A 14,386-nucleotide genomic window follows, 5' to 3' on the forward strand; every position below is an offset into this window, starting at 1 on the left:
CCGTCGACTCCTTCTTCCAGCGAATTCCTGCACGAAAAAGCTCCTACGACTGATCGACCGTGAAGCTCACACCCTGTACCGATTGTGCAACGATCACCTAGCGATAACTGATCCCGCCACGTCACGCGCCCACGCATCAGCAGCCAGCACCCCAGCTACATCATCAGCGTTGCCTGGCTGTTCTGCCCGCTGAACCGCCTCATGCCACCGGTTCACCACTAGCTCCACCGTGTCCACAATCTCCAAGAAACCAATACGGCGATCATGGAAAGCATCAACACACACCTCATTGGCAGCGTTATATACAGCGGGGTATGTCCCTCCCATTTCCCCAACACGGCGAGCCAATGCCACCGCAGGGAATGCTTCTTCATCCAGAGGGAAGAACTCCCACGTACTCGCTTTAGACCAGTCACATGGCGCTACCGCTGCCGGAACACGATCTGGCCATGCCATTCCCAAAGAAATCGGCAACCGCATATCCGGTGGCGATGCCTGAGCAATCGTAGACCCATCAACAAACTCAACCATCGAATGCACCACTGACTGAGGATGCACAGTCACTTCGATAGACGAAAAAGGAATATCGAAGAGCAGATGAGCTTCAATAACTTCCAAGCCCTTATTGACAAGCGTGGCCGAATTAGTAGTTACCACTGGCCCCATATTCCATGTTGGGTGAGCCAAAGCCTCCTCCGGCGTGACATTAACAAGCTCTGCACGGCGCCGTCCGCGGAAAGGTCCACCGCTTGCTGTCACCACAAGCTTGGCAACCTCACTACCCTTTCCAGAACGCAACGCCTGCGCCAGAGCCGAATGCTCTGAATCTACTGGCACGATCTGTCCCGGCTTCGCCGCCGCTTTAACAAGATCACCCCCCACAATCAGCGACTCTTTATTGGCTAACGCCAAGGTATTTCCAGCCTGGAGCGCAGCAAGAGTCGGACGCAAACCAATCGATCCCGTAATGCCGTTGACCACCACATCCACGGGCCGACCAGCAACCTCTGCCACCGCCTCACCCCCCACCAGCACCTCAGGCATCCGCTGCACACCCGCTGCTCGCAGCGCTGCATGCACTTCTTCTACTGAGCCCTGCGCAACCGCAACCACATCGACATCAAGCTGGGCAACCTGCCCAGCAAGCACCCCCAGTTGCCCACCACCAGCAGCCAAACCCGTCACACGAAATCGATCTGGATTACGTAGGACTACATCTATTGCCTGCGTACCGATCGACCCAGTGGATCCCAGCAGAGTTACTGTTCGTTGTGTTGTCACCAACACATCGTGTCATGCACACCTAGACGCCAAACAAGCTTGGGTTATCTCCCATCCCCTCTTCTCGACGCGTAGGCTACTCGAAACCCTTTTCTATCTTTTACCTGCGTTCAAAGGACACCCATGGCAAACAAAGACGGGCTCTCCCTCGGTTACCGCCTCTGGTGGAACATCCGCAGAGTGGCAATGAGCATATTCGGCCCTGCCCAACTTGGCGATAACGACCCGCTGCACCGTTTGAAAGCAGAACGTGAAGCCAAAATTGCCCAGTACCACGCCCAACAGAACTAGCAAGCTAATCACCGGCCCGGTCTCTTGCATTGCAAGGCACATCGACCGGTAAGGGCTTTTCAACGTAGCTAGGCGCCCAGACCTCAATGAGTCTGGGCGCCTAGCTACGTTGAATGGTTATCGAGCTCCGCTCGCGCGAGCCGCTGAGCTATGCCTCACAGCGGCTCGCATAGAACAGAATTAGCCAGCCACGATGACGTAGAGGGTCCGAGGACCGTGCACACCTTCAACACGAGACAACTCGATGTCGCTCGTAGCGCTACCGCCACTAATCCAGGTCACTGGATTGCCCGCACGTAATGAGGGGGCAACCAAAGCCGTGGCCTCAGGAATATCGCTGACGATTTGGTCGGTAGTAACTACACAGACGTGAATGTCAGGAAGCAAGGTGAGGGCACGACGTCCCTGGTCTTCAGCGTGGTCAAGCATGATCGTTCCCGACTCAGCACCTGCAGCACGAGCCGCCGTGACAACAGCATGCGTGGAGTTCAACTCAGCGCGAGTTCGAGCCCCAGCAGTGGGGCCATCGGTGCTTACTGGTACACCAAACTTCTCCACTGCAGCTCGCCACGAAGCATCAATGCCTTCTGGCAGTACGACACTTTTTGCTTCAGTGATTCGCAAAGCTTCAGCAATGGCAGCGGGGATCTCTTTAAGTGCGCACCGAGCGACCGTAGCCCTGTAGTCCTCGACACGCTCAACGAATCGATCAACCACGTCATCTACCTGTGGGTTGGCCTGCCCATATTCCCAATCCACCGGAGTGTCCTCAGCCGGAGACACATCAGCAGGTACATCGGTCAGCCCTTGGCGGATACGCGCCAAGATCTCATCACGAGCGCTCATTCCTGGCGTGTGCGGCGCACCCGCAGTGAGGTCAGGGCGTTGCAAATCCGTGCTCATCAGTTTTCTCCCTTGCGCTCGCCATTCGTGCCAGCTGTGTCATCGTCACCGTGCTCACGGTTCCACCAGCTACGGAACGATTCCGCCGGAGGCACCGGCACGTTCCTTGCTCCTGTCCAGCGAGAGAGCGGTCCAGGAATAGCGCCGATGTGATCGGTGAACTTGCCAAGGCTGCGACCACCGAAACCACTCATGTTGGTAGCGGTCTTCCAACGGCGGGAGTCTGACATCATCCAGGCTGCAGAAGCCATGAGAGCAGGCTCGGTGTGGGCAATGAAGGGGCGGGCAAGCCGCTTCTTCTTAAACTTGGCGTTCGCTTCGGCCTTTTTGGCGCTAACAACCTTGTTGCGCATGTAGACGAGTAGCTCCGGAATCGGGATGCGCACAGGGCACACGTCGAAGCACGCACCGCACAGGGTGGAGGCAAATGGTAGAGAGCGATCGACCTTGGAAGATGTTCCGCGCAACTGCGGGGTGAGGATCGAGCCGATTGGTCCTGGGTACACCGACCCGTAGGCGTGACCACCGACCTTTTCATAGACAGGGCATACATTGAGGCAGGAGGTGCAGCGAATGCAGCGCAGTGCCTCACGACCGTGTTTGTCCTGGAGAACGTTGGTGCGGCCGTTGTCGATAAGGACCACGTGCATGGCTTTGGGGCCGTCTTCGCCGCCCTTATCTCCGCCCGGTCCCGTCCATAGGGTGGTGTAAGGGTTCATTCGCTCACCAGTAGACGAACGCGGCAGCAGCTGAAGGAAAACCTCAAGGTCTTCAACCGTCGGGACAACTTTCTCAATGCCGACAACACTGATGAGAGTTTCCGGCAGGGTTAGGCACATACGGCCGTTACCTTCGGATTCGACAACCGCCAGAGTTCCAGTTTCAGCAACTGCGAAGTTAGCTCCGGAGATACCTACCTTGGCGCGCAGGAACTTTTCGCGCAGGTGTTGGCGAGAAGCCTCTGCAAGGTGGGCTGGTTCGGAGTCCAAACCTTCGGGAGCAGGACGGCCATAGGTACCCATCTCGTCGAGGAAGATCTCGCGCACTTCACTGCGGTTGCGGTGAATAGCTGGCACGAGGAAGTGGCTTGGCCTGTCATGTCCCAGCTGCACGATGAGCTCAGCGAGGTCAGTCTCCCAGGCTGCGATGCCCGCGTCTTCAAGGGCCTCGTTCATCTCAATTTCCTGGGTAGCCATGGATTTAACCTTGACGACCTCAGGGTAAGTAACGTCACCGTTGTTTGCCTCGGTACCTTCACCCTCGCTGACTGCGTATTGGGAGAGTGCATCTTTAACGAGACCGACGATGATTTCGTTCGCTTCGGCTGCGTCACGCGCCCAGTGAACAGTTGTTCCTGCTGCAGTAAGTGACTCTTCTAACTGGACCAAGTACTGGTCTAGGTGCCGCAGGGTGCGGTTCTTAATTGATTCACCAGCGCGACGAAGCTGTTCCCAGTTGTCTAGCTCTGCTACGACACGACCACGTTTGCCTCGGATCATGGTCATAGCGGTGTGCAGGTTGCCCCGCTGCACTGGCTTGCCTAGCTGTACCTTGGCTGCTGAGGGGAAGGCATCCGAGTTGATCAACTCTCCGGGCGGCGGCGAAGGAGTCAAACGGCCCTCGGCGTCGCGCGGAAGTGCTGGCATACCGATGAACGTGGTGCTCATTTGCGCACTCCTTCCCGTGAGGCCCGGGAAGACCCGGGGGTGAACTGTGCCTCTTCGGTTGAGGCAAGAATTTCGGCGAGGTGGACGGGACGGATACCGGCGTTGTTGCGTCCGAGTACGCCGGAGATATTCAAGAGGCAGAGGTTGTCTCCTGCGACGAGGTACTCCGCTCCGGTATCTGCAACGTGACGAGCCTTATCTGCGGCCATCGCAACAGACACATCCGGGTTCTTCATCGAGAATGTGCCACCGAATCCGCAGCAACGGTCCGCGTCTTCGAGTTCTAACACGGTAATGCCGGACACTGCCTGGAGAAGACGCATCGGGCGATCTCCAACTTTGGCCATGCGGACAGAGTGACAAGTCGGGTGATAGGTGACCTTGTGCGGGAAGTAAGCGCCAACATCCACCGTTCCTAGGACATCAATGAGGAACTCAGAGATGTCATATGTACGGGAGGCGATGTCAGCTGCTTCGCGACGCAACCCGCTGTCACCAGCGTGTTCAGCAAGCATCGTGTGCTGGTCGCGCACAGAGCCTACGCAGGAACCAGACGGGGCCACGATGTAGTCGTAGTCGCTGAAGGTGTTAACGAAGTTACGAACGAGCGGAACAGTCTCGTCGAAGTAGCCCGAGTTCGTGAAGGCCTGTCCGCAGCACGTTTGTTTCTGCGGGAAGGTCACTTTCACGCCCAGGCGCTCCAGCAAAGTGGTCACTGCTTTGGGGGTGTTAGGGAACATCGCGTCGTTGGCACAGGTTGCGAACAGCGCGACGGTGAGTCCCTCACCTGGCCGGGTGCCGGCCGGTGAGGAGGGTGCGGCTGTGGTCATGTTCTCGTTCTCCAGGTCGTGTCGGGTGGGTTGATTCCCCGGGGTGCACGGGGAAGCTGACTGTTACGGAAGCAGCCACGCAAGGACAGGGGTGGACATGAGGCCCGAAACGACGCACATGAACACCAGCAGAATGAGGCTCCAGCTAATAACTCGGCGCAGGATGACGGATTCAGAGCCAGCTAGCCCGATCGCAGAAGCGGCGATGGCCAGAGACTGCGGAGAAATCATCTTGCCGACAACGCCACCTGCGGCACCGGTGCCGACCAGCAGACCTTTGTAACCGATCTGGTCTCCAACGCTGGCCTGTAGCGGGGAGAAGAGCAGGTTGGCTGAAGTGTCAGAGCCGGTGACGTAGGTACCGATCCAGCCCAGGATCGGAGCCAAGAAGGGATACACAGCGCCTGCACCAGCAACCCAGAGGCCAAGAGCGTATGTCTGACCGGAGTCACCCATGACGTAAGCAAGAGCAACAACAGCGCCGATGGTGAGCATCGTGAAACGCAGCTTGACAACGTTGCGCCAAAGCTCAGCGAAGATCTCTTTGAACGAAACCTTGTAAATGATTCCGACGAGGATTGCGACCAGGGCAAGCAGGGTACCGGGGCCAGAAAGCCAAGCGATGGTGTAGGTGGCATGGCCAGAGGGCTTTCCAGAAACGCTCATGAGCTCCTGCAGGCCGGGCCATGCAAGCTTGAGATTGGTGGCAACTAGGGCGTTGTGAACAGCCGGGATGGCTGCGATGGAGAACACAACGATGACAAGGATGTATGGCACAAGCGCCATGAAGATACGCCCGCCGGTAAGAGTTTCGTTGTCATCAGCAACGCGAGCAGGTGCTTGTTCTTCCAAGCTCGGATCCATCGGAGCCCCAACACGGGCAAGGGCTTCTTCGCCACCGCGGGGCTTCCAAAAGCGCAGGAAGGCAATGGCTGCAGCAACGGTGATAACGGCCGCGAAGATCTCTGTGAGGTTATAGAGCGGTGTAGCAGAGACGATCCATTTTGTGGCGCCGAAGATCACACCGATAAGGATGGCGAACGGCCAGCATTGAGTGACACCCTTTTTACCGTCCATGACGAATAGGAGGAGGAAGGGAACAAGGAGACCGAGAAGTGCGCATACGCGACCGGTAATGATGGCGACCTCAGTGACGCCTACACCGCTTACCTGGGCGGCGGTAAGAATGGGAAGCCCGACAGCACCGAAAGCAACTGGAACGGTGTTGGCGAGCAAAGCCACGACCGCTGCGCGTAGTTTCGAGAACCCGATAGCGATAAGCATGACTGTGGCGATGGCTACCGGTGCACCGAAACCTGCGAGCGCTTCGAGAAGTCCACCGAAGCAGAAGGCGATGAGCATACCGAGCACGCGGGGGTCATCACTGATCAGGAAGAAGGTACGGCGCAGATCGTCGAACCTTCCGGAGATGACGGTCACCTGGTACATCCAGATGGCACACAGCAGGATCCATACGATGGGGAATTGACCGTAAATGAAGCCGTGCGCACTGGTTGACAGGGCCATGCCGACAGGCATGGAGAAGACTGTAACCGCGATGACCAGGGCCACTGCCCATGAGGTAATACCAGCGATATGTGCCTTCCACCGCAGGCCGCCCAAAGTGATAAGCATCACCATGATCGGGATGGCGGCCACAAGCGCCGAGAGCCACTGCGATGGGAGGGGACTGGGATTGGGCGTGAATGCCGCAAGGGCTGGAAGCATGAGAACTCCGTTGTCCATGGGGGCGCCGCGGAGGGCTACCCGTAGTTGGGCCGGGTGATGGGCGCCACTGCTTTGGTCCGACCATTAAAGGACATTGCGGTCGGTCATGCATCATGGCGTGGGTACTAAATCGCTCAAGTGTCGTGTGTCACGCCACCATCGAGCGAGAATGATCGTGAACGATTCCCACCGCTGGCTCAAATTCTGGAGGATTTGCATGGCACACAAGGCCCAGGATGGGGCTGCTGACACGCCTGGCCCTTCCTGGCACCCCGTCACCAAAAAGAAGGCTTACGAGCAGGTCATCGCCCAGGTTGAGGAACAAATCGTGGCTCGGCGGCTACGGGTAGGAGACCGACTTCCTGCAGAACGTGAGCTTGCGACAATGTTGGGTGTCTCCAGAGCTGGCGTGCGAGAGGCAATGCGCACGCTAGAAGCGCAAGGTGTGGTCTCTGCCGACGTCGGAACAGACGGGGGGACGTTCGTCACGACCATGTCGAGCGAGGCAATTACGCGCATCCTTCGCTTACACGTGCATCTTTCCCACTTCTCAGTACCAGAAGTTTTAGAGGCTCGTATCCCTTTAGAACGCAGAAGCGCCAGACTAGCGGCGTCACAGGCTTCCAAAGAAGATCTCGCGAAAATGCGTGAGGTTCTTGATGAAATGGCCGACCCCTCAACACCGCGCGACAGGTTTAACGAGCTGGACACACAATTCCATGTTCTTGTGGCTGCTGCAGGCCATAACAGGCTTGTCACTGAATTGACTACAGCTATTCGGGAGACGATGACAGGCCCAATAATGCATAGTTTTGATGATGAAGAAGACTGGCATGCTCGCTCAGCTAGCTTGTGTGCAGGCCACGAAGCCATCTTCACTGCAATTGAAAAAGGCGACGCTCTTCAAGCAGCTGAAGCTGTCGAAAGTCATATTCGTCTTGCTTACGAACAACTGCACTATCACTCGAACTAGCTGAGTAGTCACTTCACTTTCAACTGGTAGCAGCAGCGAGTTGTCCGCATGCGCCGTCGATGTCGCTTCCACGCGTGTCTCGGATGGTTGTTGGCACCCCATGTGCCCGCAGGCGCTCAACAAACTGCTGCATCACACCGGGACGGGAAGCTGTCCACTTTGATCCAGGAGTAGCGTTAAGCGGAATGGGGTTGACGTGCACCCAACCTTTACCTCGACGCGTAAGCTCCTCCCCCAGCAAATCGGCGCGCCACGCTTGATCATTCATGTCTCTGATGAGCGCATATTCGATCGAAACTCGACGGCCCGTTGCATCGAAATAGGCCCGGGCAGCATCGAGTGCTTCAGCGACCTTGTACCGATTGTTGATCGGGACAAGTTCATCCCGCAGATCGTCGTCGGGGGCATGCAGACTCAGCGCTAGCGTGACCGGCAACCCCTCAGCGGCAAGTCTGTTAATTCCGGGCACCAGACCCACACTGCTCATCGTGATACCACGCGCACTCATCCCAAAGCCCTCGGGAGCTGGAGCGATCAACCTGCGAATCGCCGCCACGGCGCGTTTGTAGTTCACAAGCGCCTCGCCCATCCCCATGAAAACAACATTGCTTACCCGCAATGGTGCTGTGGCTATTTCATGAGCATCTGCCAGAGGGTAGGCCTCATCATCGTCGGGGTTAGCGAATGCCTCTGCTCCCGCAGATCCCGATTCGCCACCTTCTGGACCTGCGAAACGCCCTGATCGCAGCAGCACTGCTCCCATCCGTACCTGCTCAACAATCTCAGCAGTCGAGAGGTTCCGAGTGAAACCTTCTTGTCCGGTAGCGCAGAACGGACAATTCATTCCACAACCGGCCTGACTTGAAATACACATAGTCACGCGGCGCGGATAACGCATCAACACACTTTCGACGAGCGCTCCGTCATGAAGCCGCCACACAGACTTGACTGTGCGCCCGTTGTCAGCGACCAAATCACGCACGTTCTCCAACAGCGAAGGAAAGGCTGCTTCTGTGATCTTTGACCGGGATCCTTGAGGAAGGTCAGTCATTGATTCAGGGTTTGTCGTGAAATGTGAAAAATAGTGGGTGGACAGCTGCTTCGCCCGGAAACCGGGGTATCCAGCTTCCTTCAACAGGGCCACCCGTCCTGCCATATCAAGATCAGCGAGATGTGTGCGCGGCAAGGGGTTACCCGGCGCCGACAATGTAATCTGCCCAGGCCCAGGGCGCCTGCGCGCCAAACCTGGCCGCGCCTGCGCACCGCTACTCTGACCTTGAAGCGGCTTACTACTAGTCACATTCTCACTGTTCATCACAGCTATTCTCGCAGGAAGCCGCAATCCTCGACAACGCGGCCCCTCGAGACCTACCCCATGTGACCACCTAAGCTCACAGATAACTCAACGATTGCTTCCACATCCGGGGATTACCCTTCCCCGAAGACAATGTTCACCCCAGAATGGGCGATCAAAACGTGAACGCCCACAACAGCTCAAAGTGAAGGTACAGCGATGACGGAAAGCTTGTGGCGCCGCCTCGCAGGACGCATGCGGCGATCACGCCCCAAGGCAACTAGCGCGGGAACATCCGCCAAACGACGCAAACCACGCACACCGACAGTCGCCCCTTTCGTCCTTAAAGGCGAGCACGAAAAATATCCCCGTCCCCTTACTAACAACCGCCCGACGCCGGCAGAACATGCGTGGCTACCTCTGTACGGCACAGCCAACCGCACACCTGGCCTTTCCCTCTCAGGAAATGCCACCCCAGACGACAAGACTGTACTGTCATCACTGCGACTACAGCTGGCCGACATCGAAGATGTTCCCTCGCTCAGCAACCTGACCCACGTTCGCGCTTACGCCCCCGGGCTTGTTGAGCTCCTTACTGTCAGTACGCCGGAGGCTGTCATAGCTCCACCGGCAACCGACCTGGCACATCTAGGTTCTCCTGAAGAACTCGTCGAAGTAGCTCGCCACAATCTTGTACACACTTTGGCCGATATTGGAGAAGAAATCGAAGTACGCCACTTCGAAACCACCGAAGGACTCACCTTCACTGGCCTTCTAGGCGATTCCTTATCAGTGGCCAGCTTGGCCATCGAATTACCCCGTGTTTCGCGTCTTCTTCACCCAGGAAGTGACCTCAGCAAGGGTGTCTTTGTGGCTGTACCAAATGCTCATCACCTCGCGCTGCGCATAGTTGATAACGTCAGCTCCCTCATGTCGGTGGGCCCGATGAGTGTCTTCGCTCGCAATGGCTACAAAGACTCAGGAGCTACCAGTCCCCATGTCTATTGGGCACACGGTGAGCATCTGGAAACACTTACTCCGCTGACAACACACGAACGGGGGCAAATCGCCATTCGCGTACCCCCCGCACTGTCAGAGCTTCTCGACCGCTGAGTGAGGGAGCACCTTTTCCTCTCACGCTGGCAGCAAAGCTGCCATAACTATCCATGCCACCGGGGCGCACACCAACAAAGAATCCATGCGATCCATTAGTCCACCGTGCCCCGGTAAAACTTTTCCGAAATCTTTAATGCCTAGATCGCGCTTGAGCATCGACTCGGTCAAATCACCCAGTGTGGCGCACATAGCTAGCAAACCCCCGAAGAGCACGCCCTGCCACCAGGCTGCCCCCAATGGCAATGCAAACATCACTGCCCCGGCAAGAGCACACATTACTACCGAACCGGCAAAACCTTCCCAAGATTTATGAGGGCTCACCGATGGTGACATCGAAGTTTTCCCAAAGCGCACACCGGCTATAAAACCACCAATATCGCTGCAAACAGTAACAAGGACAAATGCGATTACACGCCAATGCCCTTCAGGGGCTGTCAACATTAATGCCGTAAATGAGGCAAGAAACGGCACATAACCCAGCACAAAAACACCGCTACCGATATCGCGTATCCCTGTACGCAGGTGACCGATCAGCGTTCGCCAGACGATTACCGCGCCAGCTTCCACACCAAAAATCACCAACAGCGCCGCCGGACCTCCTAGGTACGCAGCCAACGGCATCACGGATGCCCCCACCACCACTGGAACTAATGGCACCTCATGACCACCAGCCACAAAACCGTTTCTTAACTCCAGCACCGCAAACACGATCGCTGGAGTTAAGAGCAGCAGCCATCCCCAAGGCGCCACAAACAAGGAAGCAAGAGCAAGAACCCCCAACGCCACCCCCACGCCGACAGCGACCGGAAGATTCCGGCCCCCTTTCGACTTTTTCTCAGGTGGCGATGAGGGTTCCACAACAGGTGCATTCACCCGATCAAACCTCGAGTAGCTCTGCCTCTTTACCTTTCAGGAGGGCGTCAACTTTCTCAACGAACTTTTTCGTCAACGCTTCAAGATCTTTTTCATATCGGGTACCTTCATCTTCACCGACCTCGCCATCTTTAACAGCTTTGTCGATGGCGTCTTTAGCGTGACGACGTACAGAACGCACAGAAACCTTCGCGTCTTCACCTTTACGGTTCGCGAGCTTGATGTATTCCTTGCGGCGCTCTTGAGTCAGCGCAGGCATAATCCCTCGGATAACGACGCCATCATTGCTCGGGTTAAGCCCTAGATCCGAGTCACGCAGAGCTTTCTCCACGGCTCCTAGCGAACTACGGTCATAGGGAGTCACAAGCACGGTGCGCGCATCTGGAATCTGCACAGAGGCGAGCTGCTGCAAAGGTGTCGGAGCACCGTAGTAGTCGACCATGATCTTGTTGAACAGACCTGCGGAAAGACGACCAGTCCGAATGTTGGAGAACTCCTCCCGGGCGACCTCCAAAGCCTTCTCCATCTTTTCCTCGGCTTCGAGCATCGTGTCATCCAACATGTGCGACCCCTTCTGCGTTATCGACTGACTAGACTGCTCGCCCCCGGCGATATCGGAGAACACCTAAGCAGCTCAGCATTCCTGCATCAGACTCTACCCGCCTCCATCAAGCGCTGTAGACCTCGGTACCGATCTCATCACCACGCAGCGCCCGGGTAATGGCTTGCTCCTCCTGCATACCGAAGACAACCATCGGCATTTTGTTCTCACGGCACAAGGCAAAAGCGGCCGCATCAACAACTTTGAGACCCTGGCTGATCGCGTCGCTGTAGCTGACGCGATCCAGCTTAACTGCCGCTGCGTCTGTTCTTGGGTCACCGGTGTAGACACCGTCTACACCGTTCTTGCTCATGAGAACTGCGTCGGCATGGCACTCAAGCGCACGCTGAGCAGAAACCGTATCCGTGGAGAAGAAAGGCATTCCTGCGCCCGCACCGAAAATAACGACACGCCCCTTCTCCATGTGTCGAATAGCTTTGCGGGGTATGTAGGGTTCCGCGACCTGTCCCATCGTGATGGCAGTCTGCACGCGAGTGGGGATTCCTTCTTTCTCTAGGTAATCCTGCAAAGCTAGGCAGTTCATCACGGTGCCAAGCATGCCCATGTAGTCAGCGCGGGTACGATCCATACCCTTCTGCTGCAGTTCTGCGCCACGGAAGAAGTTACCTCCGCCCACGACGACCGCTACTTCAACACCTTCTCGAACAGCTACAGCGATCTGCGCAGCAATTCCACGAACAACATCTGGATCTACGCCTACAGCCCCACCACCAAAAGCTTCCCCAGACAGCTTCAGCAGAACACGTTTGTATGCACGAGCACTCACGAAAAATCTCCCCACATCGGCGAACCAATTCAAACCATGTTGCCACGCATGGCGAACCACAAGCGACTTATACAAAGAAGCCGCTCACGCAAAAGAAGTGATCCACCAATAAAGGCGGATCACTTCTTAAAAGATTTCCTGTTGCTGCCTATTTTAAGGAAACAAAGGGAAAGGGAACCTACTCAGCAAAAAATACTTATTCATACCAAGTAGGCCTACCCATGACTATGAGATCAGGAACCGACGCGGAAGCGAGCAAAGCCGATAGCTGTTGCTCCGGCTTCCTCCAGAACCTTGGCAACTGTCTTCTTCTGATCCTTAGCGTACTTCTGGTCAAGAAGGACGTTTTCAGCGAAGTATCCCTTAACGCGACCCTCAATGATCTTCGGCAGAGCCTGCTCGGGCTTACCTTCCTCGCGAGCCGTTTCCTCAGCGATACGGCGCTCGTTAGCGACCGTCTCTTCGTCAATCTCATCCTCAGTCAAGACAGACGGGGAGAACGCAGCAATGTGCATCGCGACATCGCGACCAACCTGCTCGTCACCACCAGAGAAAGCGAAGAGAACACCGACCTGCGGAGGAAGATCAGGGTTCGTCTTGTGCAGGTAGGAAACGACGTGCTCACCCTCAATGCGGGCAACACGACGTACTTCCATCTTCTCGCCAATCGCAGCAGCGTTGTCCTCGATCAGCTTCTTAACCGGCTGCCCTTCGACGTCAACCTCCATGAGGGACTCAACGTCGGCGGCGCCACTGGCGGCAGCAGCCTGCAGGATCTGGTCAGCCATAGCGATGAACTTCTCACCCTTGGCAACGAAGTCCGTCTCGGTGTTGACCTCGACAAGGGTGCCAACGTTCCCCTCAACCTTGGCAGCAACCAAGCCATTGGAGGCCGAGCGACCTTCGCGCTTCGTGATGCCCTTCAGACCCTTGACGCGAAGCAGCTCAACAGCCTTGCCCTTGTCACCTTCAGCCTCATCCAGAGCCTTCTTGACGTCGAGCATGCCCGCGCCGGTCTTTTCGCGGATTTCTTTGATGTCGGCGGTGGTGTAGTTAGCCATCTACCAATCACTCTCTCTCGTACCGGTGGTCGCGACTATCGTCGCGACCACCGTCGTCAAAGTTGTTACGTCCAACAATGGCCATTACGAGCCACAACGGCAGCGTTCACATGCTCAAGAACACGCCATGAACGGTCGAAACTGGCTCAGGCCTGGGCTTCTTCAGCCGTGTCCTGGTCTTCGCTCTTTACCTCGGCAGGTGCATCAGCCTGCTCACCAGCCAGCAGCTCTCGCTCCCACTCAGCCATCGGCTCGGCCTGCTCACCAGCAGCTGCGCCACCAGAGTTACGAGCCATGAGCCCCTCGGCCACAGCGTCAGCAACGACACGGGTCAGCAACGTCACGGAACGGATAGCGTCGTCGTTACCCGGAATGGCGTAGTCGACCTCATCGGGGTCACAGTTGGTGTCCAGGATCGCGACGATCGGGATGTTGAGTTTGCGCGCCTCGGTAACGGCAAGGTGTTCCTTCTTGGTGTCCACGATCCACACGGCAGAGGGGACCTTGGACATGTCACGGATACCGCCGAGCGTGCGTTCCAGCTTGTCTTTTTCGCGACGCAGAACGAGAAGCTCTTTCTTGGTGTGGCCCGAGCCTGCAACATCGTCGTAGTCAATGGCCTCAAGTTCTTTGAGGCGGTCCAGACGCTTAGAGACGGTGCTGAAGTTGGTCAGCATGCCACCGAGCCAGCGGTGGTTCACGTAGGGCATACCCACGCGAGTTGCCTGCTCTTCAATGCCTTCCTGCGCCTGCTTCTTCGTGCCGACGAACAAGATGTGACCGCCGTGAGCAACGGTCTGCTTGATGAACTCGTATGCATCGTTGATGTAGGTCAGCGACTGTTGCAAGTCGATGATGTAGATGCCGTTGCGCTCGGTCATGATGAAGCGCTTCATCTTCGGGTTCCAACGGCGGGTCTGGTGTCCGAAGTGGACGCCGCTCTCAAGGAGCTGACGCATGGTGACGACGGCCATGCCGAAG

At 56.7% G+C, this 14,386-nt stretch carries 14 protein-coding genes; 3 read left to right on the forward strand and 11 right to left on the reverse strand.

The features are described from left to right. Positions 1 to 93 precede the first annotated feature (93 nt). A complete protein-coding gene (gene dxr / locus AC2T9U_RS08345) occupies positions 94 to 1,287 on the reverse strand; it encodes a 1-deoxy-D-xylulose-5-phosphate reductoisomerase (protein ID WP_493695796.1) in 1,194 nt (397 codons plus the stop codon). 117 nt (positions 1,288 to 1,404) lie between these two features. On the opposite strand from dxr, the gene AC2T9U_RS08350 reads away from it, so the two are divergent. After that, the gene (locus tag AC2T9U_RS08350) at positions 1,405 to 1,572 is read left to right on the forward strand and encodes a hypothetical protein (protein ID WP_181815993.1); all 168 of its coding nucleotides are present in this window, start codon (positions 1,405 to 1,407) and stop codon (positions 1,570 to 1,572) included. A gap of 180 nt (positions 1,573 to 1,752) precedes the next feature. Here the strand turns inward: AC2T9U_RS08350 and AC2T9U_RS08355 are convergent, their stop codons facing one another. The 4 genes from AC2T9U_RS08355 to AC2T9U_RS08370 form a co-directional block, all read right to left on the reverse strand. Beyond that, positions 1,753 to 2,475 carry a LutC/YkgG family protein gene (locus AC2T9U_RS08355; protein WP_243888638.1) on the reverse strand — a complete coding sequence of 241 codons (723 nt, stop codon included), beginning with the start codon at positions 2,473 to 2,475 and terminating at the stop codon, positions 1,753 to 1,755. Continuing rightward, positions 2,475 to 4,142, reverse strand: a complete 1,668-nt coding sequence (locus AC2T9U_RS08360; RefSeq protein ID WP_051277466.1) for a lactate utilization protein B — start codon at positions 4,140 to 4,142, stop codon at positions 2,475 to 2,477. The genes AC2T9U_RS08355 and AC2T9U_RS08360 overlap by 1 nt, the downstream gene beginning before the upstream one ends. Beyond that, positions 4,139 to 4,972 carry a (Fe-S)-binding protein gene (locus tag AC2T9U_RS08365; RefSeq protein WP_115029593.1) on the reverse strand — a complete coding sequence of 278 codons (834 nt, stop codon included), beginning with the start codon at positions 4,970 to 4,972 and terminating at the stop codon, positions 4,139 to 4,141. Before AC2T9U_RS08365 ends, AC2T9U_RS08360 begins: the two co-directional genes overlap by 4 nt. Before the next feature lie 63 nt (positions 4,973 to 5,035). Next, positions 5,036 to 6,700: an L-lactate permease gene (locus AC2T9U_RS08370; protein ID WP_208303097.1), complete on the reverse strand. Its 1,665-nt coding sequence runs from the start codon at positions 6,698 to 6,700 to the stop codon at positions 5,036 to 5,038. A gap of 217 nt (positions 6,701 to 6,917) precedes the next feature. Here AC2T9U_RS08370 and AC2T9U_RS08375 point away from each other — a divergent pair, with 217 nt between their 5' ends. Then, the gene (locus AC2T9U_RS08375) at positions 6,918 to 7,673 is read left to right on the forward strand and encodes a FadR/GntR family transcriptional regulator (RefSeq protein ID WP_115032418.1); all 756 of its coding nucleotides are present in this window, start codon (positions 6,918 to 6,920) and stop codon (positions 7,671 to 7,673) included. Positions 7,674 to 7,692: 19 nt separating this feature from the next. On the opposite strand, the gene rlmN is transcribed toward AC2T9U_RS08375, so the two are convergent. Continuing rightward, positions 7,693 to 8,988: a 23S rRNA (adenine(2503)-C(2))-methyltransferase RlmN gene (rlmN, locus tag AC2T9U_RS08380; protein ID WP_493695797.1), complete on the reverse strand. Its 1,296-nt coding sequence runs from the start codon at positions 8,986 to 8,988 to the stop codon at positions 7,693 to 7,695. Positions 8,989 to 9,186: 198 nt separating this feature from the next. Between rlmN and AC2T9U_RS08385 the strand changes: the two genes are divergently transcribed. Next, on the forward strand, positions 9,187 to 10,080 hold the full coding sequence (locus tag AC2T9U_RS08385) for a hypothetical protein (RefSeq protein WP_493695798.1): 894 nt from the start codon (positions 9,187 to 9,189) through the stop codon (positions 10,078 to 10,080). Positions 10,081 to 10,101: 21 nt separating this feature from the next. Here AC2T9U_RS08385 and AC2T9U_RS08390 read toward each other — a convergent pair whose 3' ends face one another. The 5 genes from AC2T9U_RS08390 to rpsB all read right to left on the reverse strand — a co-directional run bounded on the left by AC2T9U_RS08390 (position 10,102) and on the right by rpsB (position 14,379). After that, positions 10,102 to 10,956 carry a phosphatidate cytidylyltransferase gene (locus AC2T9U_RS08390; protein ID WP_208303093.1) on the reverse strand — a complete coding sequence of 285 codons (855 nt, stop codon included), beginning with the start codon at positions 10,954 to 10,956 and terminating at the stop codon, positions 10,102 to 10,104. Between the two features lie 4 nt (positions 10,957 to 10,960). Next, the gene (frr, locus tag AC2T9U_RS08395) at positions 10,961 to 11,518 is read right to left on the reverse strand and encodes a ribosome recycling factor (protein WP_115032416.1); all 558 of its coding nucleotides are present in this window, start codon (positions 11,516 to 11,518) and stop codon (positions 10,961 to 10,963) included. Positions 11,519 to 11,624: 106 nt separating this feature from the next. Next, a complete protein-coding gene (gene pyrH / locus AC2T9U_RS08400) occupies positions 11,625 to 12,344 on the reverse strand; it encodes a UMP kinase (RefSeq protein ID WP_493695799.1) in 720 nt (239 codons plus the stop codon). Positions 12,345 to 12,577: 233 nt separating this feature from the next. Then, positions 12,578 to 13,405 carry a translation elongation factor Ts gene (gene tsf / locus AC2T9U_RS08405; RefSeq protein WP_493695800.1) on the reverse strand — a complete coding sequence of 276 codons (828 nt, stop codon included), beginning with the start codon at positions 13,403 to 13,405 and terminating at the stop codon, positions 12,578 to 12,580. A 146-nt stretch (positions 13,406 to 13,551) separates the two neighbouring features. Then, complete coding sequence (gene rpsB, locus AC2T9U_RS08410; RefSeq protein WP_115029581.1) at positions 13,552 to 14,379, reverse strand: 30S ribosomal protein S2; 828 nt, start codon at positions 14,377 to 14,379, stop codon at positions 13,552 to 13,554. Positions 14,380 to 14,386: the final 7 nt, after the last annotated feature.

This window comes from Dermatophilus sp. B7861-1 (assembly GCF_058996045.1).